Origin of the sequence: Nonomuraea sp. NPDC050790 (genome assembly GCF_044456745.1) — a bacterium.
Lineage (GTDB): Bacteria > Actinomycetota > Actinomycetes > Streptosporangiales > Streptosporangiaceae > Nonomuraea.
In genome coordinates, this window is the sequence record NZ_JBITGF010000013.1 from 172,264 (window position 1) to 197,723 (window position 25,460).

The window sequence follows — 25,460 nt, forward strand, 5'->3', positions numbered from 1 at the left end:
GCATGAAGCGCGGCCTGGGAGAACTCGAGTCCACGATCATGGACAGGATGTGGGCCTACCACAAGCCCGCATCGGTGCGCGACGTGCTCGAAGACCTGCGCAAGGACCGGGAGATCGCCTACACCACCGTGATGACGGTGATGGACAAGCTCCACACCAAGGGCCTGCTCAAGCGCAAGCCCGTCGGCCGCGCCTACGTCTACGAGCCGATCGCCTCCAAGGAGGCCTACACCGCCGAGCTGATGCGCGACTCCCTGGCCGCCAGCGGCAACCAGGCCGCGACGCTGGTGCACTTCCTGGAGCGGCTGACCCCCGAGGAGGCCACCGCGCTGGAGGCGGCGCTGCAGGTCTTCCCGCCCGGAGGCCGCAAGCAGTGATCGTCGCGCTCTTCCTCGCCCTCTACGCGGCCGTGGCCGCCGTGCTGCTGCCGCGCCTGCTCGGCCGGGCCTCGTGGACGTCCAGGGCGCCCCGGCTGGCCATCGGCATGTGGCAGGCGGCCGGCTTCTCCGCCGTCGCCGCCGCGCTGCTGGCCGCGATCTCCCTCGCGGTGCCCACCGACCTGATCGGCCACGGCCTGGCCCGTTTCTTCGAGGCGTGCACGGAGCTGCCCGACCTCTCGCTGACCGGGGTGCGCGCCGGGCTGGCCGGCGCGGCCCTCATCGCGGCCAGGCTCGCCTACTCGGTGGCCGACGTGGTGCTGCGCACCCGCCGCGAGCGCCGCCGCCATGCCGAGATGCTCGCGCTGCTCGGCCGGCCCGACGGCGACCTCGGCGCGGTCGTGGTCGAGCACGCCGAGCGCGCCGCCTACTGCCTGCCGGGCCGCCGCGCCCAGACCGTCATCACCACCGGCGCCCTGGAGTCGCTCAGCCCCGACCAGGTGGCCGCCGTCCTCGCACACGAGCACGCCCACCTGCGCGGCAGGCACCACCTCGTGCTGACCTGGGCCGAGATCCTCACCAGGGCCTTCCCGCGCGTGCCGCTGTTCGAGCGGGCGCGGGCCGAGCAGGCCAGGCTGGTCGAGCTGCTGGCCGACGACGTGGCGGCCAGGCGCCACGACCGCATCCACGTGGCCGCCGCGCTGGTGGGCCTGGCGACCGGGCGCGTGCCCGCGTTCGCGCTGGCCGCCGGCGGGGCCACGGCTCTGGCCAGGGTGCGCCGCATGCTCCACCCGCACGAGCCGCTGGAGCGCCGCGAGCGGCTGTCCGGGCTGCTGGCGGTCGCCGGGCTCGTGGCGGGCCCGGCGGCGCTGGTGGCGGTGCCCGGCCTCACCTCGTTCCTGGCCCACCACTGCCACGGGCTGTTCAGCTGAGCCCGACGTAGTTCTCCGCCAGCGTCGTCGCGGCCGCCGCCGAGGAGGTCACGTAGTCCAGGTGGGAGAGCTGGAGGCGGCGGGCGTAGGCGTCCTCGTCGGCGAAGGTGTGCAGCAGCGTCGTCATCCACCAGGAGAAGTGCTGTGCCCGCCACACCCGGCGCAGGCACGCCGCCGAGTAGCCGTCGAGCAGGTCGGCCGAGCCGGTGCCGAAGTAGGCGGCCAGCGCCTCGGTGAGGGTCCTGACGTCGGCCACGGCCAGGTTGAGCCCCTTGGCGCCGGTGGGCGGGACGATGTGGGCGGAGTCGCCCGCCAGGTAGAGCCGGCCGTACTGCATGGGCTCGGCGACGAAGGCGCGCATGGGCGTGACGCCCTTCTCGATGATCTCGCCCGTCTCCAGCGCGAAACCGGGGATCGTCTCCAGGCGGGCCCGCAACTCCGCCCAGACGCGCTCGTCCGGCCAGTCGGCCACGTCGGCGTCGGGCGGCACCTGGAGGTAGAAGCGGCTGACCTCGGGCGAGCGCATGCTGTGCAGGGCGAAGCCGCGCTCGTCGCGGGCGTAGATCAGCTCCTCGGCCGACGGGCGCACCCGGGCCAGCACGCCCAGCCAGGCGAAGGGGTAGTCCCGCTCGAACACCGACAGCACGCCCTCCGGGATCGACGGCCTGGACACCCCGTGGAAGCCGTCGCAGCCGGCGATCACCTCGCAGTCCAGCCGCTCGCCGCCGAACGTCAGGTACGGCGCGCCCGCCGGATCGTGCACGGCCACGTCCTCCACCTCGAAGCGCAGGTCGCCGCCCGCTTCGAGCCTGGCCGCGATCAGGTCCTTGACCACCTCCTGCTGGCCGTAGACGGTGATCCGGCGGCCTGGGACCAGCTTCTCGAAGGCGATGCGGTGGGCGGCGCCGCCGTACCTCAGCTCGATGCCGTCGTGCGGCAGGCCCTCGCGCAGCAGCCGCGCGCCCACGCCCGCCTCGACGAGCGTGTCGACGGTGCCCTGCTCCAGCACCCCGGCGCGGACGCGGCGCTCGACGTAGGCGCGCGAGCGCCGTTCCAGCACCACCGAGGAGATCCCGCGCAGATGGAGCAGATGTGACAGCAGCAGCCCAGCGGGCCCCGCACCGATGATCCCGACCTGAGTACGCATGAGCCCTATCATGACGTCCCCTCCGGTGGCGGAACTCACCGCGCGCGACGGCGGTCCCGGGCTCTAAGCTTTGGCGCGTGACCCCCGGACAAAAGGTGATCGACGGTCGTTTCGAGCTGCTGGACCGGCTCGGCAGCGGCGGCATGGGCACGGTCTGGCGCGCCCGCGATCTCGCGCTCCACCGCGAAGTCGCGCTCAAGGAGGTCCGTCCGCCCGGCCCGACAGACGACGACCCGGCCCGCGCCAGGATGATGCGCGACAGGATCCTGCTGGAGGCCCGCGCGCTGGCCAGGCTCCATCACCCGAACGTGGTCACCATCCACCACATCGTGGACACCCCGGAGACGCCGCACCCGTGGATCGTCATGGAGCTGGTGCCCGGCCGCTCGCTCCAGGACCGCATCGTCAAGGAGCTGCTGCCGCCCGCCGAGGCCGCCGCGATCGGCCGCGGGATCCTCGCCGCGCTGCGCGCCGCGCACACCGCGGGCATCCTGCACCGCGACGTCAAGCCGGCCAACGTGCTCCTGCGCGCCGACGGCAGCCCGGTCCTGACCGACTTCGGCATCGCCGCCCTGTACGACACCCCCGGCCTGACCGCCACGGGTGAGCTGGTGGGCTCGCCCGAGTACATCGCGCCGGAGCGGCTGCGCGGCCAGGAGGGCAACCCGGCCTCCGACCTGTGGTCGCTCGGCATGCTGCTGTACGTCGGCGTCGAGGGCACCCACCCGATGCGCCGTGACACGCCGCTGGCGACGCTCGCCGCCGTCCTGGACGGGCGCATCCCGCCGCCGGTCCGCTCGGGCGCGCTCACCCCGGTGCTCAACGCCCTGCTCCACCCGGACCCGGCCGCGCGGCCCGACCCGGCCCGCCTCGACGCGATGCTCGCCGACGCCGCCATGGCCCCGCCCACGTACGCCCCGCCGCCCGGCCACGCGTCCGGACCGGGATATCCGACCGGGCCCGGCCAGGTGCCGCCGCCCGCCTACCCGCCGCCCCAGCAACCCGTGTATGGCCGACCCACCGGCCCCCACGTGCACGGCTGGGTCACCCAGTCCACCCGGCGGCGGCGCGGCGCCGGACCGCTCGTGGCCGGAGCCGTCGTCCTGGCCGCGCTCCTCGTGGCGGGCGCCATCCTGGTCCCCCAGTGGCTGGACTCCGACCCCGGAGGCGACCCGGGCCGGACGAACACCGCTTCGAGCCGCAGCCCGTCCGCCTCGGCCAAGGTCTTCGCCGACGACGACGCCCCGGTCACCGAGGCGCCCGTCCCCGACACCAGCCCGCTGCTCACCCCGAAGCGCATCCGCGAGGTGATCGCCGCCATGGAGGAGGCGTCGGGCAGCAAGGTGTTCACCGACTTCTCCGTCCACGAGCAGTTCGCCTCGGGCAAGGCCCCGGTACGCGGCAAGAAGTCCCTCTACGACAGCTGGGACTACCGCGACGGCCAGGTCAGCAAGGGCTCGGGCGGCAGCCTGTCCAGCTTCGACAAGCCCATCCAGCTCAGCACGCTCAACTGGGAGGCGCTGCCGTCGCTGTTCAAGACGGCGGAGAAACGTCTCGGCATCGACAAGCCGACCAGCCGTTACGTGATCGTCGAACCCGCCTGGCCGTTCAGCGGGGCGCCCAAACCGGCGATCCTCGTCTACCTCAGCGACTCCTACGGCGGCGCCTACCTGGCGGCCGACGCCAAGGGCAAGATCCTGCGGTTGTACAAGCGCGATTAACGCCCCACAAGCGGGTAGTCGGCCCTTTCACCTGCTGAAAGGAGATCCCGATGCCTGCCTTCGCCCAGGATCTGGCCGCCCAGCTCCGCGTGGACGCGATTCGGTGCTCCACGGCGGCCGGCTCGGGACATCCGACCTCGTCCATGTCGGCCGCCGACCTCATGGCGGTGCTGTTCGCCGACCACCTGCGCTACGACTTCGAGCACCCCGAGGCGCCCGGCAACGACCACCTGGTCTTCTCCAAGGGGCACGCCTCGCCGCTGCTCTACGCGCTGTACAAGGCGGCCGGGGCGATCACCGACGACGAGCTGCTGACCTTCCGCATGCTGGGCAGCCGGCTGGAGGGCCATCCGACGCCGCGGCTGCCCTGGGTGGACGTGGCCACCGGCTCGCTGGGCCAGGGCCTGCCCGTCGGGGTGGGGATCGCGCTGGCCGGGCGGCGGCTGGACGGCCTGCCGTACCAGGTGTGGGTGCTGTGCGGGGACGGTGAGATGGCCGAGGGGTCGGTCTGGGAGGCGGCCGAGCACGCCGGGGACCAGGGGCTCGGCAACCTGACCGCGATCGTCGACGTCAACCGGCTCGGCCAGCGCGGCCCCACCAGGGACGGCTGGGACACCGGCGCGTACGCCCGCCGCTTCGCCGCCTTCGGCTGGCACACGATCGAGATCGACGGCCACGACACCGAGGCCATCGACGCCGCCCTGGCCGAGGCGCGCGGCTCCGGTGACCGGCCGGTGGCGATCCTGGCGCGTACCTGCAAGGGCAGGGGCGTCTCCGCGGTGGAGAACAAGGAGGGCTTCCACGGCAAACCGCTGAAGGAGCCAGGCCGGGCGATCGCCGAACTCGGCGGCGTCAGGAACCTCCAAGTCGAGGTGCGCGCGCCCGAGCCCGCCGAGCCGGCCGCCGTCCACCGCGAGGAGCCCGTCAAGCTGCCCGCCTACGAGATCGACTCCTCCGTCGCCACCCGCACCGCCTTCGGCGAGGCGCTGGCCGCGCTCGGCGCCGCCCGTCACGACGTCGTCGCGCTCGACGGCGAGGTCGCCGACTCCACCAAGCTCCAGGCGTTCGCCGACGCCTTCCCCGAGCGGTTCTTCGAGTGCTACATCGCCGAGCAGCAGATGATCGCCGCCGCCGTCGGCATGCAGGCCCGCGGCTGGGTCCCCTACGCCGCGACGTTCGCCGCCTTCCTCACCCGCGCCCACGACTTCATCCGCATGGCCGCTGTCAGCCGCGCCGACCTGCGGCTGGTCGGCACCCACGCGGGCGTCGCCATCGGGCAGGACGGGCCGTCGCAGATGGGCCTGGAGGACCTCGCGATGCTGCGCGCCACCCACGGCAGCACCGTGCTGTGCCCGTGCGACGCCAACCAGACGGCCGCGCTGGTCGAGGCCATGGCGGGCCTAGAGGGCATCTCCTACCTGCGCGTCGCCCGCGGCGAGACCCCGGTGATCTACGCATCGGGCGAGCACTTCCCCGTCGGCGGCTCCCGCGTGCTGCGCAGCTCGGGCGACGACCGGGTCACGCTCGTGGCCGCGGGCACGACCGTGCACGAGGCGCTGGCCGCCGCCGACGGCGTCGAGGGCGTGCGGGTGATCGACATGTACTCGGTCAAACCCATCGACGCCGCCGTCCTGCGCGCCGCCGCGTCCGCGACCGGGCTTCTCGTCACCGTGGAGGACCACCGTCCCGAGGGCGGGCTCGGCGAGGCCGTGCTGGGCGCCGTCGAGGGTCTCGGCGTCCGGGTGGTACGGCTGGCCGTACGCACGATGCCGGGATCCGCCGCGCCCGAGGAGCAACTGGAGGAGGCCGGCATCGGCCGGGAGTCCATCGCCAGGACCCTGCGTGAACTCGGCGTGGCCGGGTAGCGGGGTACGACCATCGTCTACTCGTGGGAGGCGGCATGAGCCTTTCCCGCAGTCCCCTCCAGACCGCGTCGCTCGTCGTCGGCGTGCTCTTCCTGCTGGTGGGGGTGCTCGGCTTCGTGCCGGGCGCCACGACCGGCCTGGACGGGCTCACCTTCGCCGGCCACCAGTCCGACGCCATGCTGCTCGGGGTGTTCGAGGTCTCGATCCTTCACAACCTCGTCCACCTGCTGTTCGGGCTGGCCGGTGTGCTGATGGCCCGCACCTGGGCCGGCGCGCGCGCCTTCCTGCTCGGCGGCGGCGTCATCTATCTGCTGCTCGGCGTCTACGGCCTGCTCGTCAGCCACGACAGCCCGGCCAACTTCGTCCCGGTCAACGCCGCGGACAACTGGCTGCACCTGGGGCTGGCCCTGCTCATGGTGCTGCTCGGCGTCGTCCTCGGCAGGCGGCAGCCGGTCCGGAGCTGATACCGGTGCGCGACAAGGTCACGACGCTCCTCGACCGCTACGGCCACACCTACGCCGGCCAGGCGGGCATCCACCTGGCCGACCGGCCGAGCCCGCTCTACCAGTTGCTCGTGCTCACGACCCTGCTGAGCGCGCGCATCAGCGCGGACGTGGCCGTGGCGGCCACCAAGGAACTGCTGGCCGCGGGCTACCGCACGCCCGCGGCCATGCGGGAGGCCACCTGGCAGGACCGCGTCGACGCGCTCGGCCGCGGCCACTACCGCCGCTACGACGAGAGCACGTCGACCACGCTCGGCAAGGCCGCCGACCTGCTGATCGACCGGTGGAAGGGCGATCTGCGGCGGCTGCGCGAGGAGGCGGAGGGGAAGGTGGGGCGGCTGAAGGAGCTGCTCCAGGAGTTCCCCGGGATCGGGCCGGTGGGCGCCGACATCTTCCTGCGCGAGGTCCAGGCGGTGTGGCCCGAGGTCGCGCCGTACTTCGACGAGAAGGCGCTGGAGAGCGCGCGCCGCAACGGCCTGCCGGATCGGGCGGAGCCGCTGGCCGAGCTGGCCCGCACGAAGGACGAGCTGCCCCGGCTGGCCGCCGCGCTGATCCGAGCCTCGCTGGAGTCCTAGGAGCCGCCGGTCAGCCCTCGAAGCGGATCGTCGCGCCCCGGTCGGTGATCGACAGGACGCGGACGTCGAGGCGGTTGATGCTGCCCTTGGCGCCCTGGCCGAGCGTCGTGGCGACGCCCGGGCCCTCCACCCTGACCATGGGCTGGTTGAAGGCGTACACCCTGGAGACCCACACCCGCGACAGGCGGTAGCGGGCGGCCACGCGGAAGCTGACCGGCCGCGTGATCGTGATCTTGCACTTCCCGTCGTAGCAGGCGCGGAGGTTCGGCTTCGCCACGGCGCTCGCGAGGGTGGCGGCGCTCGCGGGGACGGCGGCGCTCGCCGGAGTGGCGGCGCTCGCGGGGACGGTGGCGCTCGCGGGGACGGCGGCGAGAGGCGCCGTGGTCATGGCGGCGGCGAGGGACAGTGCGGTGATGGTCGGCCTGTGCATGGAAGCCCCTTTCATCGGTTCGGCGGGCCCAGCATGCACCGTCCGTGCCGGGACGGGTCCCCGGTGTGACGGCCGCGAGCGGGGACCGGTCCCGAGCCCGCGATGCTAAGACCACACCACGCCGGCGCGCGCCGCGGGCGGCACCATTCCGGCGTTCGGAGGGACAGGCGTGGACTCGACGGTCGACTGGTTCTCATCACCGCACGAGGTGATGCGGCAGCTACCCGGCTACCGGATCGTCCGGATCATCTCCCAGACCACGATGAGCTCGGTCTACCTGGCCGAGGACCTCACGCTCCCGCGCCACGTGGTGCTCAAGGTGATGAACCCGCACCTGGCCAGGACCGACCCGAGCTTCCGGCTGCGGTTCACCCGCGAGGTGGCCACCGCGGCCAGCCTCGACCACCCGCACATCGTCCCCGTGTACGCCAGCGGCGAGGTCAACGGCACCGTCTACGTCGTGCTCAGGCACGTCAACGGCGGCGACCTGGGCGAGCTGATCCGCGCCGAGGGCCCGCTCGGCCTGGCCCGCGCCGCCCACATCGTCGGCCAGGTCGCCTCGGCGCTGGACGCCGCCCACCGGGTCGGGCTGATCCACCGCGACATCAAGCCGGGCAACATCCTGATCGACACCGCCGGCCACGTCTACCTGTGCGACTTCGGCATCGCGAAGCTGGAGTCGGCCACCAGCCTCACGACCGAGGGCCAGTTCCTCGGGACGATGGACTACGCGGCGCCCGAGCAGTTCAGGTCCGGCCCGATCGACCGGCGCACCGACGTCTACGCCCTGGGCGCGGTGCTCTACCAGTGCCTGACCGGCGAGAAGCCGTTCCCGAACCGCGAGCCGTCCGCGGTGCTGTGGGCGCACCTGAACAAGCCGCCGCCGAAGGTCACCGACCGCCGCCCCGACCTCGACCCGGGCGTCGACGGCGTGGTCCAGAAGGCCATGGCCAAGGCGCCGCAGGCCCGCTACGACACCTGCGGCGACCTGGCCACCGCGCTGACCACGCCCGGCGCGCCACGCCTCGTCCGCACGCTCCCGCGCGGGGTGGGGTGGGCGGCGCTCGCGCTCGCCGTCCTGGTCGCCGCGGTGGTCACGGTGATCGTCCGTCCGTGGGCGGACGACCCGGCCGCGCTCGCCCGCGTGCCCGCCGCGCTGCGCGGGGCGTGCGAGCGCGCCGGCGAGGGCGCGGGCCTGCCGCTGTCGGCCTCGTCGCTGTCGTGCCGGGCGTCCGGGCAGACCGTGCAGATCGGGCTGTACGCCTCCGACTCCGCCCTGGGCCAGGCATACGACCAGACCCTGCGGCAGGCGGGCGTACCGCGGGCGCAGGGCGACTGCTCGAAGGCGTCGGGAGCCGAGCACCGCTACCCGGGCGTCGGCGCGCCCCGCGGCCGTCTGCTGTGCTTCGAGCGGAACGCGGTGACCTGGCTGGTGTGGACCGACGACAGGCAGCGGACCATGGCGCGGATGGAGAGCCGCGCCGCCGACGAGCTCAAGCTCCAGCACACCTGGAGCACCTGGACGGCGGCGCCGTCCTTCCCCGCCCCGCAGGAGAAGGAGGTCATGCGCCTGGTCGGGCAGACCGACTGCGAGCGGGCGGCGGCCGGGACGCTCGACCGCTTCCGCGACGTCGTCACCGGCGTGACCTGCTCCTCCGACGAGAAGGGCGCCGACGACGTCTCCTACTACCGCTTCGCCAGCCTGGACGGCCTGCGCCGCAGCCACACCGCCCAGGTCGGCAGGACCAAGGCCCCCGACGCCTTCTGCCCCGACGTGAAACCCGACAGGTTCCTGGCCAACTCCACCTACGACAACAAGAGCGCCCGTCTCGGCGAGGTCCTCTGCTACAAGGACGACCTGCCGGCCGTCGAGTGGACCGTCGAGCCGCTGCTGCTGATGGGCAGGGCCACCGGCGACGACGCGCGGGCCCTCATCACGTGGTGGGAGGAGTCGCGCTCGCCCGCCGTCCAGACGGTGATCGCGGCGGTCAACGCGCAGGCCAGGCCGCCCTTCCCGACCGGGGAGGAGAAGGCGCTGCTCGACCGCGTGCCGGCCGCCTCCCGCGTCAACTGCCTGCGGCCGGCGGCCGAGCAGGTCAAGAGCAACGTGCCGGGCGCCAAGGTCACCGCGGTGGCGTGCGGGCCCACCTCGGGCGCGGGCGTGGTCTTCTACTACCGCTTCCCCGACGCCGCCTCGATGCGGCGCAACTACGAGGCGGTGGCCCCGGCGAAGGGCTCCTGCGACGTCGAGTCGCGCACCTTCCTCGGCGACAACGCCTACTCGATCGGGGGCAAGCCCGCCGGGCGGCTGCTGTGCGGCGAGAGCAAGGCCGGCCGGCCGTACATCTCGTGGACCAACGAGAAGCTCAACATCCAGGGGTTCGCGTTCAACACCCTGGAACGCGCGGTGCTGCTGAACTGGTGGAAACGGGACGCCGGACCGATCTCCTGAGCGAACGCGCTGACTGCCGGCCCATCGCTCGGTAAAGTTCACGGTGTCCCGTCCCATCTGAAGGGAACCACGGTGCGTCTGGGCAGGTCGGTCGGGCGCCGGTATCGGCTCACCAACGGCCCCATCCGCAGCAGGACCAGCGAGGTCTGGCTGGCCCGCGACGAGCAGCTCGGACGGGACGTCGTGCTCAAGCGGATGCTGAGCGGGCAGGACAGCGTCCGCGGGTTCAGCAGGCTGCAGGCCGAGGCACGGGCGCTGGCGCGCTTCAACCATCCGCACATCGTCACGCTCTTCGACGCGGTCCAGGACGGCCGGGGCCGCCGGGCCACGTCCTGGCTGGTCATGGAGCACGTCAGCGGCGGCAGTCTGAACGGGCGGCCCGCCGTCGCGCCCGAGGTCGCCGCGAGCGTCGGCGCGCAGGTCGCCGACGCGCTGGTGTGCCTGCACGCCGAGGGCATCGTCCACGGCGACATCAAGCCGGGCAACGTCGTGGTGACCGCCGACGGCACGGTCAAGCTCGCCGACTTCGGCGCCGCCTACCGCGTCGGCGGCAAGGAGACGATCACCCCGAACAGCGCCATCAGCTACACCCCCGACTACGCCGCGCCCGAGGTCATCCGCGGGCGGCTGGAGCCGGGCTCCGACGTGTTCTCCCTCGGCGCGATGCTCCACGCGCTGGTCACCGGCGCCCCGCCGCGGCGCGGACCGAGCGGCCGGGTCCTGCTGGAGGCCGACCTCGGGCCGCTCGACGAGGTCGTGCGCGCGATGCTGGCGATGGAGCCCGAGCGCCGGCCCGACGCCGCCCAGGCCCTGCCTCGGCTGCGGGCGATCGCGGGCGGGGCGATGCTCGCCCCCGGCACGAACGGCGCCGCCGACTTCCACCCCGGTCACCGGTCAGCCGCCGCCCCGGGCGGCCTCTTCCGGACCGCCGTCAGGAGCCACCCGTATCTGACCGGCGCCACCGCCGCGCTGGTGGCCGCGCTGGCCGGGCTCGCCACCATCCTGCTGCCGCCGGCGGAGCGGGGCGGGAGCGCGCGGGCCGACGAGCCCGCCTCCTTGATCGGCGACCCGCGCACGGTCGATCCCTGCGCGCTGACCGAGCCCGTCGCGCTGGGCCGCTTCGGCGACGCCGAACTCGACTCCGCCTACGGCAACTTCGACCGCTGCGACGTGCTGGTGCGCCCGGGGGACGACAGCGTCGTGGACGTCAGGGTCGACTTCAACCACGACCCCGGCGCCGAGCAGCCGCCGCCGGCCAGGACCATGGGCAGGGTCGGCGTCGTCGAGCACCGGCCCGAGCCCGACGAGTGCCTGCGCACCCTGCTGCTGACCGGGGAGAACGACACCAACATCACCGTCACCGCCAAGCGCGACGACCCGGGCGACGCGCCGTTGTGCGAGATCGCCGACGTGGCCACCGGCAGCGCCGTCGCCAGGCTCAACAGCGGGCCGCTGCCCCGCCGCGCCCTGCCCGCGCGGTCGCTGGCCCACCGCGACGCCTGCGCGCTGCTGCCCGCGGACGCCCTGGAGATCATCCCGGGCATCGACGCCGACGAGCCCGACGCCGGGTTCGGGAGCTGGACCTGCGAGTGGGCCAGCACCACCAGCGAACTCTGGCTCGACGTCCGCTTCGACCAGGGCCAGCCGCCCAACGCCGCCGACGGCTCCGAGACCCGCCTGAACGGCTACCGCACCATCCTGCGCCCCGAGGCCGAAGGCGACGACTCGTGCCTGGCCCAGCTCGTCTACCGTACGTACACCAACCAGGACGGACGGGCGGCGGAGACCGTCAACGTCCTGGTCAGCGGGGCCCGCTCGGCCGACCAGCTCTGCCAGCTCGCCCGGCGGCTCACCGCCTCGGCCGCCGCCCGGCTGCCTCCCGCCTGAACGCGCCCGGACGCGGCTCGGGACGGGTCCCGAACCGGCCGTTGGATGCTGACCTCCGGTGCCCGCGATCTCTGAAGGAGACGAGCGATGCTTTTCCCCGACAGCCTGGCCCGTGGCGTCGCGCCCGTTCGTCCCGGCACGCTGCACGCCCGCACGGTGTCCGGGGGCATCAAGGCCGCCCCGCAGGCCGGCGCGGTCGTCAGGTTCGGCAGGGCGGGCAAGCCGGAGGTCGACCTGGGCGTCGGCGAGGACGACCTGCACGTGAGCCGCCAGCACGGCGAGCTGACCTACCGCAGGCGGCAGTGGTGGCTGCGCAACACCGGCCGGCAACTGGTCCGGCTGCCGCGCGGACGGTTCCTGCACGCCACGACCGACCCCATCCCGCTCGCCACCGGCTACACGCCGCTGTTCGTCAAGGGCTGCGGCCATCGCGAGCACCTGGTCGAGCTGTACGTGGCCGGCCACGAGGACGAGGGCCTGGTCCCGCGCCGCAGGGCCGACACGCTGCCGCCCAAGATCTGGCCGCTCGACGACGTGGAGCGCCTCCTGCTCGTCATCCTCGGCCGCCGCTACCTGCAGTACGAGGAGAACCCGCGTCCGCTGACGTACCGGCAGGCCGCCGAGTACCTGTCCGACATCCGCAGCGGGGAGAACTGGGGCGAGCGCAGGATCGAGGCCAAGGTCGAGACCGTCCGGCGTCGCCTGGACGCGGCCGGGTTCCCCTTCCCGCTGATCCACGACATGGCGACGGGCCGCCCCAGCGACAACAACCTCCTGCACAACCTGCTCAGAGGCCTGGTCGACTCCACGACTTTGGTGCCGACCGACCTCGAACTCGTGGAAGCCGACCCCCACTCCTGACCACCGAGGCACCAACTCCCGCGCGCGCCGCGTGGCGACCCGGGTCACGAGCGCCTGGCGGGTCTTCCTGGACCCCCTCCGGCGCTGTCTGAACTCGAGGTCGTCACGAGTGTCTTCCCCGGCGGGCGTGGGGCTGGAAAGCTGGCAGGGTGCGGGAGGCAGAGATCGTCGCCGCGGCCTGGGCCGTGCTGCCCAGGCTTGGCGGGCTGCTCGGGGACGAGGGCCCTGCCGTAGGGCGGCGGCTCCAGGCGTTGTTATCGGCCGAGGTCGTGGACCTCGGCGGGCTCGTCGAGCTGCTGGGCGCGCGGGAGGCGACCCGGCGGGCCATGCGGGATGAGCTCGCCGGCGTCCGTGACGCCCTGCGGGACGGCCCCGAGTACGCCGCGCTGGCCGGGCTGGCCGAACCGGCGGCGCCGATCCTGTTCCGCTGCCCGGTCTGCGGGTTCGCGTATCCGGTGTTCGAGGTCGGGGAGCCCGTGCCCGCTTCCTGCCCCGAGGGGCACGGGCCGCTGGTCAAGGCGGGATGACGGGGTGTTCGGGTCGGTCTGGGCGCCGCTGGGCGGAAAGGTGGCCGATCGGTGGGCCACGCTGCTCCTGTCGCCGGTGCTGGCGTTCTGGGGCGGCGGGCTGCTGGCCTGGGTGTGGAGCCACGGCGGGTTCGGCGGCGCGGCGTCGGGCTGGACGGCGCTGGAGCGGCAGTGGCGGCAGGCGTTCGCCACCGCGACCCCGGTGGCGGAGGTCGCGCTCATCGTCGTGGCGCTGCTGGTCGTGGCGGCCTCCGCCCGGCTGGTGGAGAGCCTGACCCTGCCGGCGCTGCGGGTGCTCGAAGGGTACTGGCCGCCCTGGGCGGGTCCCCTACGGACCGCGCTGGTCAGGGCGCGGGGGCGGCGCATCGACCGGGACGCCGAACGGTGGCGGGCGCTGGCCGTACGGCAGGCCGAGCTGTCCCCCGCCGAACGGTCGCGGTACGCCCGGCTGGACGCGCGGCGGGCGGCCGTTCCGCCGCTGCCCGGCGACCGGATGCCGACCCGGCTGGGCGACCTGCTGCGCGCGGCCGAGCGGCGGCCCCGGCAGCGGTACGGCCTGGAGACCGTCGTCTGCTGGCCCCGGCTCTGGCTCGTCCTGCCCGAGCAGGCGCGGGCCGACGTCGGGGCGGTGCGGGCCAGGGTGGACGAGGCGGCCAGGCTCTGGGTGGTCGGGCTGGCGTTCGCGGTGTGGGTGTTCCTGACCTGGTGGGCGCTGGTCGTGGCGCTGGCCGTGATGATGGTGGCGTACCGGATGCTGCTGTCGGCCGCGGCCGACTACACCGTGCTCCTGCAGTCCTGCTTCGACCTGCACCGCAAGATCCTCTACGAGGAGCTGGGCGTGGCCTGGGAGACTCGCGAGGAGCCCGGCGACGGGGAGCGTGTCACCGCCTTCCTCGCCCGGGGCGCCGCGCTGGACGGCGGCCGTGAAGCTTAGGCGGCGCTGGCAGGCCGAGCGGATCGCCCGGCGGCTGCTGACCAACCTGCCGTGGCCGGAGGTCGGCGCGCTGCTGCACGTCCTGCCCGCGCAGACCCTGCTGCTGATCGAGAAGAGGTTCGTCGCCTGGCTGCGCGACGCCCGTGCGGTGCACGGTGAGGAGTCCGACGCGTACCGGAATCTGGCGGACATGGCCTGGACCGTGCAGGCGGTGCGGCTGCGGGGCGCGGACGACACCCCCGTGCTGCCGAGCGACGGCGTCCTGCTCGGGGTCGCGGAGTCGGTGTCGCACCTGTACGGGGTGCTGCAGGAGCTCATGAACACCACCGACGCCGCCAGGGCCGCCGAGCTTCTCGCCGACCATCCCGAACTGCGCACTCGCGCGGTCGAGCAGGCCCTCACCGAGTACGCGGAAACGCTGACCGTCTACCGCCGCTTCGCCGAGGCCCACCGCGTGAACAGGCGGACAGCCGGCCTGCGCCCAGGCGGCGGGTTCCACGCGGAGGAGTTCCTGGCCGACGGCGACCGGCGGATCGTGGAGCTGATTTTCCGCTTCCAGGAGCTGATCCAGTTCACCGGCGACCCCCGCACCCACGACGCCGCCATCGACTGCGGCGAGCGGCTGCTGGCCCACCCCTACTGGTGGGACCTGCGCCCCGGCCCCCGCATGGAGCTCCTGCACGAGATCGCCAACGCCTACTCCACCCGGTACGAGCGCCACGGCCGCGAGCAGGACGCCAGGCGCGCGCTGGAGCTCAACCGGGACCTGGCCGACCAGACGCCGCTCGACCATCCCGCGCGCGCCGGCTTCCTGGCCAACCTCGGCAACGCCCTGCGGGTCCTGGGAAGGGCGGAGGAGGCCGTCGCCGTCCTGCGCACCGCCGTCACCACGGCGGGCCGCGCGTCGCCGAACCGCTTCCTGTTCCTCAACAACCTGGGCAACGCCGCGCTCGACCTGGCCGCGACCAGGGACGACGACGCCGCGCTCGGCCAGGCCGTGGCCGCGTTCACGCTGGCCACCGGCGAGGAGGCCGGGACGGACGCCGCGTACCCGATGTACCTCACGAACCTGAGCCGCGCGCTGCTGCTCCGCCACCGCCGCGACGGCAGTCCGGCGGACCTGACCGCCGCGCTCGCCCACGCCCGCCGCGCCGCGGACCTCGACCCGGGCGGGCACTTCGCCCAGAGCCAGCTGGCCGAGGCCCGCCGCCTGGTCGAGGCGGCCACCGCCGACGAGACGCCCGACGACGAACGCAGGAGCGCGCTCGACCGGATCGTCACCGCCCTGGAGCACGTCGCGCACGAGCCCGGCGACCTGGAACGGCTCGCCATGGCCCTCTACACCCGCTACGACCGGTTCGGCGCGCTCGACGACCTCGACCGCGTGATCGGCATCAACAAGCGCCTGGTCGACGAGGAGGCCACCGCGATCAGGCTCGTCCGGCTGGGCGAGCGCCTGCTGGACCGGCACCGCAGGGTCCCCGCGCTCGCCACCCTGCGCCAGGCCGTCGAGGTGCTGCGCGCCGCCCGCGCGGCGGACCCCGCCGAGTGGGAGTACGCCGAGTCGCTCGGCACCGCGCTCGGCGAACTGCACCTGGCCACCGGCGACACCACGGCTCTCAGGGAGTCCCTGGACCACACCGCCGAGGCCCTGCGCCTGCTCCCGCCCGATCACGGCGAGCGCCACGGGCTGCTGATGGACCTGGCGATCGGCCGGTACGAGCTGGCCGCCCTCGACCCCGACGCCGGCGACCTGGCCGAGCACCTGGCGGTGGCGGCGGGCGACTTCATGGCCGAGTCCAGGTTCGGCCTGCGGCTGCGCGACCGCTACCTGCGCCACGGCCGCCGCGCCGACCTCGACCACGCCGTCTCGCTGCTGCGCGCCGCGCTGGCCGGCGTGCGGCACGAGATCCAGGCCGCGCACCTGACCGCTCAGCTTGGCGGGGCGCTGCGGCTGCGCGCGGGCGACGGCGACCGGGCCGCGGCGCTGCGCGAGGTCGAGGACCTCCTGCGCGAGCGCCTCGCGACCGCCGTCGACCCCGGCGCGCGCACCGTGCTCGCCTACGAGCTGGCCGGCACCCTCTTCGAACGCCACGAGGCGACCGGCGACGGCGCCGCCCTCGACGCCTGCGTCCGCCTGGACGAGCAGGTCATCCAGGAGTCCGTCCGGGCCCGCCCGGAGGTCATGGGCGGCCTGGCCACCGCGCTCACCGCCCGCTACGAGCTGCTCGGCCGCCGCGCCGACCTGGACCGGGCGGTCGCGCTGCTGCGCCAGGCCGCCGACCTGGAGCGGACCGGCCCGCAGCACGCCGTGCTGCTGAACTCCCTCGCCGCCGCCCTACGCCTGCAGTCGCGGGCAGACGACCGGCCCGAACTTCTCGCCGCCGCGGTCGCGCTGGCGCGCCGGGCGGTGGACGCGCTGCCCCCGTACGCGCCCTACCGCGCCCAGTACGTGACAAACCTCGCGGGCATGCTCCTCGAACAGGACCGCGACGAGGTCGCCCACGAGGCGGCCGTGACCGCGATCCGCGAGATCCTGGACACGGCGCCGTCGGCCGAGGTCCAGGCCCGGCTGCGCCTGTCGCTCGGCCGCCTGCTCGCCGCGGGCGGCGACGACCAGGCCGCCGCGGACGAGCTCACCGCGGCCGCCCGCGCCACCGACCCGACCGTCCGCATGAAGGCGTGGCGGGCGCTCGGCGGCCTGCTGACCGGCAGGGAGTTCTGGGGCGCCGCGGCCGAGATGTACACCCGGTGCGTGGACGCCTTCGAGGAGATCTTCGCCCTCCAGCTCACCCGGCCGCACCAGGAGGCGTGGCTGAAGGAGAGCTCCGGCGTACCGGCCCTGGCCGCGCACGCCCTGGCCAAGACGGGTGACCTGGACGGGGCGGTCGGCGTGCTGGAGGCGGGCCGTACCCGCCTGCTCCGCCTGGCCCTGGAGCACGCCCCGCGCGCGGAGCCGGACCCGGAGCGGGCCCGCTCCGGCCCGGTCGTCCATCTGCTGGCCGCCGCCTCCGACGGCCTGGCCGTCATCACCCCGCCGGCGGGACCGCGGCGGGCGCTGTGGTTCCCCGGCCTCGGCGACGCGCTCCCGGATCACACCGGCCCGCTGGACGACACCACCGCCTGGCTGGGCAGACACCTCATGGCCCCGCTCCTGGAGGTCACCGGGACGCCCGCGCTGGTGCTGGTCCCGGTCGGCAGGCTCGCGCTCCTGCCCCTGCACGCGGCGTGGATCCCCGACCCGGCCGCCCCCGCCGGCCGCCGCTACGTCCTGGACACCACCACGATCAGGTACGCGCCGAACGCCTCGCTCCCACCCGTCACCCCGGGCCCGGCCTCGTCCGTGCTGACCGTCGCCGACCCGCGACCGGCCGACGCCGACCCCCTGCCCTGCGCGCTCCTGGAGTCCGCGGGCGTGGCCGCGCTGTTCCCCGATGCGGTACGCCTGCACGGCGCCTCCGCCACCAGGGACGCGATCAGTCCGAACCTGGCCGGAGCCCCCGTGGTCCACTTCGCCTGCCACGCCACCACGGATGTCCGGCACGTGCTGGACAGCGGCCTGCTGCTGTCCGGAGGCGAGGTCCTCAGCCTGCGCGAACTGCTGGACACCCCGCTGAGCGCCGGCCTGGTCATCGCCTCCGCCTGCCGGACCGCCGCCCCCGACACCGCCCTGCCGGACGAGGTCGTGAGCCTGCCCACCGGGCTCCTCCAGGCCGGCGCCGCCGGGGTGATCGCCTCGTCCTGGAAGATCGCCGACACCCCCACGATGATCCTCATGCTGGTCGCCTGCCACGCCTGGCTCGCCGAGGGAGCCGCGCCGGCCGACGCGTTGCGCGCGGCCCAGTCGTGGCTGCGCGCCGCCACCGTGAGCGACATCCTGGCCTGCCTGTCCGGGCCGGACTGGCCGCCCGCCGAGGTCTCCGCGCACCTGCGTCACCGGCTGGGCTTCGAGGACCCGGGCAGCGTGCCGTACGCCGACCCCGTCCACTGGGCGGCCTTCGCCTACTACGGGACCTGAACCCTCACGGCACCTCGCCCGCCCGGTACCGGCCGAGCCCGGTCCGTCCCCTCGCGTCCTCGACGTCCTGCTCGATCCGCACGCCGGGGATCTTCACCGGCGTACGGGCGACAGCACCGCGAGCGCCCCGGCGAGATCGCGGTGCGCCGCCGACGCCGAGACCCGGGCCTCCACCCGGTCGGCGTGGCTCTCGGCCACCTCGTCGACGCCCGTGCGCGCGAGCGCCTGGTAGAAGCGCTGTTCTCACTTCACGAGCCAGAGCTTCTTGCCGCAGTTCTGGGTCTTGCCGGCCCAGCAGGTGTAGGTGAACAGCTTCTTGATGCCGCGCAGCTCGAAGCGGCGGATGTCGGTGACACCGTCCCAGGCGGTGACGCGGCTCTTCCACTGGCCGTTCTTCTGGTAGCGGAACCAGGCGTAGCCCTTCTTACCGCCGACCTTGTCGAAGCCCTTCCAGCTGATCCGCCACGCGCCGGGGCCGGTCTTCTGCACGACGCCGCGGGTGTAGGCCTTGCCGTCGCTGGAGAACAGCTTCTTCCAGGCCAGGACGTTCGACTGGCCCTGCGCGACGGCGACCTGGGCGGCCTGAGTGGACTGGGCGTTCGCGGCGGGCGCCATGGCCACCCCGGCGGCGATCGAACCGGCGACGGCGGTAAGGGCGAGAAGCTTGCGCATGATTTCCCCTTCAGTGGTTGGTGCCGGCGTTGTCCGGCACCACACAAGCTAGGAAGGATCCCGCCCGACATCCGCGTACAAATCCACACATGGCGAAAGAAGGTTGATATTTGCGAATTTGCGCAATTAGTGCCAGGCTCGGAGCCTTCTGACGACCGTGAAGGAGACCGTCGTGGGCGTTCCGCGTCCCCCGGCGGGTGCCAGGTTCACCTGGGTGGACGCCGTGGTGGCCGCCGCCGTCCTGGTGGGGCTGTACGTGGCGGTCCGGGCGGGCCAGGGCGTCACGATGTCGTACACCCCCGCCGCGATCAGCACCGATCCCGCCAACCTGCCCTATTACGCGGTGCGCTCCCTGCTGCGGATGTTCGCCGCGCTGGTGCTCGCGCTGCTGTTCGCCCTGGTCTGGGGGTACGCCACCGCGCACTCCAGGCGGGCCGAACGGGTGCTGATCCCGGCGCTGGACATCCTGCAGTCGGTCCCGGTGCTGGCGTTCCTGACCGTGGCGGTGACCGGGTTCATCGCGCTGTTCCCCGGCTCGCAGCTCGGGCTGGAGTGCGCCGCGGTGGTCGCGATCTTCACCTCGCAGGCGTGGAACCTCGCCTTCGCCTTCCACCATTCGCTCATCACCATCCCCCGCGAGCTGGACGAACTGTCGCGGAGCATGGGCTTCACCCGGTGGATGCGGCTGTGGAAGGTGGAGCTGCCGTCCGGGGCGATCGCGCTGGTGTGGAACGCCATGCTGAGCTTCGGCGGCGGCTGGTTCTTCCTGGTCGCCGCCGAGCTGATCAGCGTCTCCAACACCGCGTACTCGCTGCCCGGCGTCGGCTCCTACGCCGGCGCCGCGATCGCCCAAGGGGATCTGGGCGAGATGGGCTGGGCCGTGCTCACCATGGTGATCATGGTTGTGGCGGTGAACTTCCTCTTCTGGCGGCCGCTGGTGGCCTGGGCCGAGCGCTTCAAGGTGGAGCAGGCCGGGTCCGCGCGGGTCCAGCGCTCGCTGGTGCTGGACTTCCTGCGCCGCGCGCACGGGCCGAGGCTGCTGGGCCGGGCCCTGGCGCCGGTGCGTGACCTGGCCGGTCGGGCCGGGCGGGTGTTCGGGGTCGACGACCGGCCGGTGCCGGGGCGGCGCGGCCGTACCGGAGAGGTCGTGTTCTGGGTCGTGGCGGCGGCGCTGGTCTGCTGGGGGCTGGCCGGGCTGGGCGCGTACCTGGCCGGGGAGGGGGCGGGCTGGTCGCTGCTCGCCGAGCCGGTGCTGCTGGGGCTGGCCACGCTGGCCAGGGTGGTCGTCCTGGTGGTGCTCGCCAGTCTGGTGTGGGTGCCGGTCGGGGTGTGGATCGGCCTGTCGCCGCGGCTGACCCGCATCGCCCAGCCGCTGGTGCAGGTGCTGGCGAGCTTCCCGGCCAACTTCCTGTTCCCGCTGGCGACGTGGGTGTTCGTCGAGACGGGGCTGTCGCTCGACGTCGGCGGCATCGTGCTGATGGCGCTGGGCGCGCAGTGGTACATCCTGTTCAACGCGATCGCCGGCGCCATGGCCATCCCCACCGACCTGCGCGAGGCCATGGACAACCTCGGCGTGTACGGCCGGCAGCGCTGGAGACGACTGATCATCCCGGGCATCTTCCCCGCCTACGTCACCGGCGGCGTCACCGCCTCCGGCGGCGCGTGGAACGCCTCGATCGTCGCCGAGGTGGTCACGTTCGGTTCCACCACGCTGACGGCGACCGGACTCGGCGCGTACATCGCGCGGGCCACCCAGAGCGGCGACCACCCGCGCCTGCTGGCCGGGGTGGCCGTGATGACCCTGTACGTGGTGGCGCTGAACCGGCTGCTGTGGCGGCCCCTGTACCGGCTCGCCGAGCGGCGCTACTCGCTGTGAAGGGAGCGAGCATGACCGAGCTGCTGACCGTGACCGGCCTGACCAAGAGCTACGCGGGCGCCGACGGCGAGCTGCCCGTGCTCGCCGGCATCGACCTGTCGGTGCGCGAGGGCGAGATCGTCGCACTGCTGGGCAAGAGCGGATCGGGCAAGTCGACGTTGCTGCGCTGCCTGGCCGGGCTCATCCCGCCCAGCTCCGGCACCGTCGCCTACCGAGGCACACCGCTGAAGGGCGCCAACCGGGGCGCCGCGATGGTCTTCCAGACCTTCGCCCTGCTGCCGTGGCTGACCGTGCTGGCCAACGTCGAGGTCGGCCTGGAGGCCCGCGGCGTACGGCCGGCCGCCCGCAGGCAGGCGGCGCTGAAGGCCATCGACCTGATCGGCCTGGACGGTTTCGAGTCCGCCTACCCCAAGGAGCTGTCCGGCGGCATGCGCCAGCGGGTCGGCTTCGCCCGCGCGCTGGTGACGGAGCCGGACGTGCTGCTGATGGACGAGCCGTTCTCCGCCCTCGACGTGCTGACCGCGGAGAACCTGCGCGGGGAGCTGCTGGAGCTGTGGGAGTCGGGAGAGTTCCCCACCAAGGCGATCGTGGTGGTCACCCACAACATCGAGGAGGCGGTGCTGCTGGCCGACCGGGTCGTGGTGCTGGGGGCGCGGCCGTACGGGACGATCCGCGCCACCTTCGACATCCCGCTGCCGCGCCCGCGCGACCGGGACGCGGCCGCATTCACCAAGCTCATCGACGCCGTCTACCGCACGATGACCGGCCGCGAGCAGGGCGCGCCGCTGCCGCCGCACGGCCTGAGGCCGCCCGCCAGGCCCACCCTGGCCGGCACGCCGCTCCCCGCCGCCTCCGTGGACGGCCTGTCGGGGCTGGCCGAGATCCTGCGGCGGCACCAGGGCAAGGTGGACCTGGCCGATCTCAGCGACGAGCTCGGACTGGAGATCGACGACCTGCTGCCCCAAGTGGACGCGCTGGAGCTGCTGGGGTTCGCCGCCGTGGAGGGCGGGCACGTCGCCCTCACCGCGGACGGCGACGCCTTCTCCGCCGCCGACGTGCGGGACTCCAAGCACATCTTCGCCGCCGCGGCGGGCGAGCTCCCGCTGATCCGCCTGATCCGCACCAGCCTGGTCAACGGCGCCGACGGCGGCCTGCGCGCCGGGTTCTTCCGCGACATCCTGGCCCACCACTACACCAGCGAGCAGGTCACCCGGCAGTTGGAGACCGCCACCGACTGGGGCCGGTACGCGGAGCTGTTCTCCTACGACGCCCTCCACCAGCGGTACCGGCTCGACGGCTAGGCGGGCCTGACCCTGGCCGCGCTCACCACCCAGGACGGGCGGGCGGGCGCCGTTTCCGCGGCCGGGCCCCGGCCGTCGTCCGGCGGGTCGAGCACCCCGGTCACGTGGCCGGTCAGCAGGCCCGCCTCGGCCAGCAGGGCGGCGACCTGGGCGTGGGCGGCGCGGTAGTAGATGCGGGTGCCGTCGCGGCGGGTGGCGACCAGCCCGGCGGCCCGCAGCTTGGCCAGGTGCTGGGAGACCGCGGCCACGTGCGCGCCCACCTTCTCCGCCAGCTCGCCGACGCCGTGCTCCTGCGCGGATACCGCGGACAGGATCTGGAAGCGGGTCGGGTCGGCGATCGCCTTCAGCACCTCGACGATGGCGTCCACCGACACGACCACAGGTTTTTGCGCAACCATGCAACGAGTGTAGGCGAGGCGTTCAGCGAAGCCAGCCCTTGCGCCGGATGTACCACAGCGGGATCAGCGCGGCCACCAGCGTCAGCAGGGTCGTGGTCAGGAAGCCGTGCTCCCAGGCCAGCTCCGGCATCACGGTGAAGTTCATCCCGTAGAACGTGGCGATCAGCGTGGGCGGCAGGAACACCGCCGTGATGATCGTGAACACCTTGACGATCTGGTTCTGCTTCACGTCCAGCGAGGTCATGATCGACTGCTGGAGGTAGCGCACCTTGTCGTGCTCGTAGCTGGCGTGCTCCTTCACCCCGTCGATGTCGGCGACGAGGATGTCCAGCAGGCCGGCCAGCCGTACCTGGTCCATGGGCAGGTCGGCGCGCAGGCGCCGGGCCGCGCGCGCCAGCATGAGCTGGGTCTCCTGGGAGCGGGAGACGATCTCCTCCGCCCGGTTCATCCGGCCGATGGTGTCCTGCATGTCGCCGACCCCGATCTCCCTGCCGTTGTCGGTGTAGCCGTTGGCGGCCGTCGCGATCTCGTCGTTCATCGCCTCCAGCGCGTCGCTGGCGTAGTCGATCACGCGTTCCGACGCCTCGTTGAGCGCGTACAGCAGCGCGTACATCACCCCGTGCGCGCTCTCCACCAGGTACGGCGTGCGCCGCATCCTGGCCAGCGCCTTGTCGAACGGCGTGAAGTGCGCCGTGGGCTGCAGCGTCACCAGCAGGTCGGCGCCGAGGGCGAACACCACCGTCGCCCGCCTGACGAGTTCTCCGTCACGCAGGTTGACCACGACGGGCAGGTAGACGTACTCGTCGCTCTCCCAGACCCGGTCCGCGGCGGCGGCGAAGTCGGCCCCGGCGGCGCGGCCGATCTCGGCCAGCGTGCCGGGGTCGTCGGCGGGCGCGCGGACCCAGTGGCGGCCGAGGACGTCGGGGTCGTAGCCCTTCACGAGCCGGGGTTGAACGGCGAGGTGGACGAGCTGCCGCCGCCCACCGGCGGCACCGGCGCGGCGTAGTGCACGATGAGCAGTCCCGCGCAGATGAACAGGTACAAGCCGATCGTGAACACGATCGCCTGACGCTCCAGATTGGGCCGCTTCGGCCGCGCCTTGGGCGCAAGAGTGGTCACGCGGAAGACCCTAAGCTTTAATTGCATACTTACGCAAATAATCAGTAATCAACCTGCCAGCGCGGCCCCTCGGGGGTGTCCTCCACCCGCACCCCGCCCTCCGCGAGCGCGTCACGCACCGCGTCGGCCACCTCATAGGCCCCCTCACACCGGAACTTCTCCCGTACGGCCAGCAACGGCGGCACGATCCCCGCCACCACCCGCCGCCCGGTGTGCGCGGCCAGCGCGGCGATCAACCGGCGCAGCACCTCCCTGGCCTGCAGGGGTCCGCCGTCGTCCTGCTCGGTGTCGGCCGACCAGCCGGCGATGTCCTCCTCCAGCCGCAACACCGTCCGGGTGGCCGCCGAGACGTCGTCCGCGCCCAGCTCCGCCGCGAACGACTCCTCACCCGCCCGCACGATCTCCCCCAGTGTCCGCGGGGGAACGGGCGCCTCCACCACCGGCGAGGCGGCCGGCCGTACCTGCCCGCGCAACAACTCCCGCAACTCCGCCAGCGTGGCCGTCGCGCCGCTGGGCAGCACGCTCTGCCCGCCCAGGGTCCGCACCGTGACGCCGCCCCGGCCGGCCACGCGTACCCGCTCCCGCACGAGGTCGACCACCAGCGCCGTGTGCTCGTCGATCCCCAGGACGCCCGCCCCGTCGGGCAGTTCCCGCTCCATCCTGGCCAGCCGCCGCTCCCCCAGGTAACAGAACCGGGTGTCGTGGGTGCCGCCCTCCGCGTTGTCGTAGTGCGGGATGACGGCCGCCTTCAGCCCGACCGGCCCCAGCAGATCAAGCCCCTCCCTCCAGTACGGCTCCGCCCCCACCTTGTAGATCTCGTACACCGGAACGGTCGCCACCCCGGCGGTGCACGCGGCGGCCGAGGCGAAGACGGTCACGCCCTCCCGCGCCCGCACCCGGGCCAGCAGGTCACCGGCGGAGGAGCCGCCCGCCCACCGGTCCAGCGCGTACGTCGGGCTGCCCGGTCCGCAGAACACCCAGTCCGCGCCCGCGACGACACCGTTCACCTCGACGTCCAGGCCGACGCTCCGGGCGAAGTACCGGCAGGCCCGCGCGGAGATCTCGGCGGCGTTCTCCTGGAAGGCGTAGGGGGTGTCGAGCAGGACCGCCCGGGGCCCGCGCCCCAGCGCGCCGATCGCGGCGCGATGGACCTCGACCATGGTCGGGCTGGTCTCACCCGACCCCATCAGCAGCAATACTCCGTGCATCGTGTCCTCCTAGGGCCGCGTCTCCAGCGACGCACGGGCGAGCCCCTGCCGCAAGTCAACACCTGCTCGGCATACGCTCCTGCATACTGATCGCAGAAAGCTGGACACGACGAGGAGTGACGTGACGGTCTCGATCGAGGTGCTGATGCTGCTGGCCGACCAGGAGGGCGGGTGGTCCTACCGGCGGACCGCGGCGGCGCCCCTGCCCGGCGAGGCGCCCGACGAGACCGCCCGGCGGATCAGCGGCGTACGGGCCGACGACCCCGCCCGCGTCGTCCACTCCACGAGCTGGCGCCACGTCCGCGAGCTGGACCAGATCGTGCTCACCTACGCGGTCTGCCCCGATCCCGAGCCGGAGCGCCCCAGGACCAGGCTGGACGACCTGGTCATCGCCAGAGGCTCGGCCCCGGCCGCGCCCAGCCCCGAGCGGATCGAGGAGGCCAACGTGGCCGCCCACGCCGTCCAGCACCTCGCGTTCCTGCGAACCACGGACCCGGTGGTGGCCAGGTCGCTGGAGCGGTGGCCGTCGATCGCCCTGGCGCTGGCCGTACCCGCCCTCGCCTAAAGGGTGTTGCAGAACGTAGCCGGGCGGGCATCCTGCGTGTATGGGTGGGGTGTTACGGGCTGATCCTTTGTGGGTGGAAACCTTCACTGGGC

At 73.5% G+C, this 25,460-nt stretch carries 22 protein-coding genes; 15 read left to right on the plus strand and 7 right to left on the minus strand.

Features of this window, described 5'->3' with window-relative positions; translation table 11 throughout:
- Nucleotides 1–2: 2 nt before the first annotated feature.
- Nucleotides 3–377, plus strand: a complete 375-nt coding sequence (locus tag ACIBEJ_RS46150; protein WP_397189346.1) for a BlaI/MecI/CopY family transcriptional regulator — start codon at nt 3–5, stop codon at nt 375–377.
- Nucleotides 374–1,309 (plus strand): M56 family metallopeptidase, encoded by a 936-nt coding sequence (locus ACIBEJ_RS46155; RefSeq protein WP_397189347.1) that lies wholly within the window; start codon nt 374–376, stop codon nt 1,307–1,309. The genes ACIBEJ_RS46150 and ACIBEJ_RS46155 overlap by 4 nt, the downstream gene beginning before the upstream one ends.
- On the opposite strand, the gene ACIBEJ_RS46160 is transcribed toward ACIBEJ_RS46155, so the two are convergent.
- Nucleotides 1,302–2,456 carry a 4-hydroxybenzoate 3-monooxygenase gene (locus tag ACIBEJ_RS46160; protein WP_397189348.1) on the minus strand — a complete coding sequence of 385 codons (1,155 nt, stop codon included), beginning with the start codon at nt 2,454–2,456 and terminating at the stop codon, nt 1,302–1,304. The genes ACIBEJ_RS46155 and ACIBEJ_RS46160 overlap by 8 nt on opposite strands.
- A 77-nt stretch (nt 2,457–2,533) precedes the next feature.
- Here ACIBEJ_RS46160 and ACIBEJ_RS46165 point away from each other — a divergent pair, with 77 nt between their 5' ends.
- Genes ACIBEJ_RS46165 through ACIBEJ_RS46180 form a run of 4 tightly spaced genes read left to right on the plus strand, consistent with a single transcriptional unit; the run spans nt 2,534 to nt 7,120 of the window.
- Entirely contained in the window at nt 2,534–4,177 is a 1,644-nt protein-coding gene (locus tag ACIBEJ_RS46165; protein WP_397189349.1) for a serine/threonine-protein kinase, read from the plus strand.
- 50 nt (nt 4,178–4,227) lie between these two features.
- Entirely contained in the window at nt 4,228–6,042 is a 1,815-nt protein-coding gene (locus ACIBEJ_RS46170; RefSeq protein WP_397189350.1) for a transketolase, read from the plus strand.
- A 35-nt stretch (nt 6,043–6,077) separates the two neighbouring features.
- Entirely contained in the window at nt 6,078–6,506 is a 429-nt protein-coding gene (locus tag ACIBEJ_RS46175) for a DUF4383 domain-containing protein (protein WP_397189351.1), read from the plus strand.
- Between the two features lie 5 nt (nt 6,507–6,511).
- Nucleotides 6,512–7,120 carry an endonuclease gene (locus ACIBEJ_RS46180; protein ID WP_397189352.1) on the plus strand — a complete coding sequence of 203 codons (609 nt, stop codon included), beginning with the start codon at nt 6,512–6,514 and terminating at the stop codon, nt 7,118–7,120.
- Between the two features lie 10 nt (nt 7,121–7,130).
- Here ACIBEJ_RS46180 and ACIBEJ_RS46185 read toward each other — a convergent pair whose 3' ends face one another.
- Nucleotides 7,131–7,550 (minus strand): hypothetical protein, encoded by a 420-nt coding sequence (locus ACIBEJ_RS46185; RefSeq protein WP_397189353.1) that lies wholly within the window; start codon nt 7,548–7,550, stop codon nt 7,131–7,133.
- A 169-nt stretch (nt 7,551–7,719) separates the two neighbouring features.
- On the opposite strand from ACIBEJ_RS46185, the gene ACIBEJ_RS46190 reads away from it, so the two are divergent.
- The 6 genes from ACIBEJ_RS46190 to ACIBEJ_RS46215 all read left to right on the plus strand — a co-directional run bounded on the left by ACIBEJ_RS46190 (nt 7,720) and on the right by ACIBEJ_RS46215 (nt 18,229).
- Nucleotides 7,720–10,002 (plus strand): serine/threonine-protein kinase, encoded by a 2,283-nt coding sequence (locus ACIBEJ_RS46190; RefSeq protein WP_397189354.1) that lies wholly within the window; start codon nt 7,720–7,722, stop codon nt 10,000–10,002.
- A 72-nt stretch (nt 10,003–10,074) separates the two neighbouring features.
- On the plus strand, nt 10,075–11,889 hold the full coding sequence (locus tag ACIBEJ_RS46195; RefSeq protein ID WP_397189355.1) for a protein kinase: 1,815 nt from the start codon (nt 10,075–10,077) through the stop codon (nt 11,887–11,889).
- Nucleotides 11,890–11,976: 87 nt separating this feature from the next.
- On the plus strand, nt 11,977–12,750 hold the full coding sequence (locus tag ACIBEJ_RS46200) for a hypothetical protein (protein ID WP_397189356.1): 774 nt from the start codon (nt 11,977–11,979) through the stop codon (nt 12,748–12,750).
- Between the two features lie 149 nt (nt 12,751–12,899).
- Entirely contained in the window at nt 12,900–13,277 is a 378-nt protein-coding gene (locus tag ACIBEJ_RS46205) for a hypothetical protein (protein ID WP_397189357.1), read from the plus strand.
- Nucleotides 13,278–13,281: 4 nt separating this feature from the next.
- Complete coding sequence (locus ACIBEJ_RS46210; protein ID WP_397189358.1) at nt 13,282–14,211, plus strand: hypothetical protein; 930 nt, start codon at nt 13,282–13,284, stop codon at nt 14,209–14,211.
- The gene (locus tag ACIBEJ_RS46215; protein WP_397189359.1) at nt 14,201–18,229 is read left to right on the plus strand and encodes a CHAT domain-containing protein; all 4,029 of its coding nucleotides are present in this window, start codon (nt 14,201–14,203) and stop codon (nt 18,227–18,229) included. Before ACIBEJ_RS46210 ends, ACIBEJ_RS46215 begins: the two co-directional genes overlap by 11 nt.
- 243 nt (nt 18,230–18,472) lie before the next feature.
- Here the strand turns inward: ACIBEJ_RS46215 and ACIBEJ_RS46220 are convergent, their stop codons facing one another.
- On the minus strand, nt 18,473–18,901 hold the full coding sequence (locus ACIBEJ_RS46220) for a hypothetical protein (protein WP_397189360.1): 429 nt from the start codon (nt 18,899–18,901) through the stop codon (nt 18,473–18,475).
- Between the two features lie 172 nt (nt 18,902–19,073).
- Between ACIBEJ_RS46220 and ACIBEJ_RS46225 the strand changes: the two genes are divergently transcribed.
- On the plus strand, nt 19,074–20,777 hold the full coding sequence (locus ACIBEJ_RS46225; protein ID WP_397189361.1) for an ABC transporter permease: 1,704 nt from the start codon (nt 19,074–19,076) through the stop codon (nt 20,775–20,777).
- An 11-nt stretch (nt 20,778–20,788) separates the two neighbouring features.
- Nucleotides 20,789–22,078: a nitrate/sulfonate/bicarbonate ABC transporter ATP-binding protein gene (locus tag ACIBEJ_RS46230; protein ID WP_397189362.1), complete on the plus strand. Its 1,290-nt coding sequence runs from the start codon at nt 20,789–20,791 to the stop codon at nt 22,076–22,078.
- Here ACIBEJ_RS46230 and ACIBEJ_RS46235 read toward each other — a convergent pair.
- The 4 genes from ACIBEJ_RS46235 to ACIBEJ_RS46250 are packed head-to-tail and all read right to left on the minus strand — an operon-like array spanning nt 22,075 to nt 24,803.
- On the minus strand, nt 22,075–22,476 hold the full coding sequence (locus tag ACIBEJ_RS46235; protein ID WP_397189363.1) for an ArsR/SmtB family transcription factor: 402 nt from the start codon (nt 22,474–22,476) through the stop codon (nt 22,075–22,077). The two genes, ACIBEJ_RS46230 and ACIBEJ_RS46235, sit on opposite strands and share 4 nt — an antisense overlap.
- Nucleotides 22,477–22,498: 22 nt before the next feature.
- Entirely contained in the window at nt 22,499–23,416 is a 918-nt protein-coding gene (locus tag ACIBEJ_RS46240) for a CorA family divalent cation transporter (RefSeq protein ID WP_397189364.1), read from the minus strand.
- Nucleotides 23,413–23,595: a hypothetical protein gene (locus ACIBEJ_RS46245; protein WP_397189365.1), complete on the minus strand. Its 183-nt coding sequence runs from the start codon at nt 23,593–23,595 to the stop codon at nt 23,413–23,415. The genes ACIBEJ_RS46240 and ACIBEJ_RS46245 overlap by 4 nt, the downstream gene beginning before the upstream one ends.
- Before the next feature lie 41 nt (nt 23,596–23,636).
- Nucleotides 23,637–24,803 (minus strand): hypothetical protein, encoded by a 1,167-nt coding sequence (locus ACIBEJ_RS46250; RefSeq protein ID WP_397189366.1) that lies wholly within the window; start codon nt 24,801–24,803, stop codon nt 23,637–23,639.
- A gap of 121 nt (nt 24,804–24,924) precedes the next feature.
- On the opposite strand from ACIBEJ_RS46250, the gene ACIBEJ_RS46255 reads away from it, so the two are divergent.
- A complete protein-coding gene (locus ACIBEJ_RS46255) occupies nt 24,925–25,368 on the plus strand; it encodes a hypothetical protein (protein WP_397189367.1) in 444 nt (147 codons plus the stop codon).
- Nucleotides 25,369–25,460 lie beyond the last annotated feature (92 nt).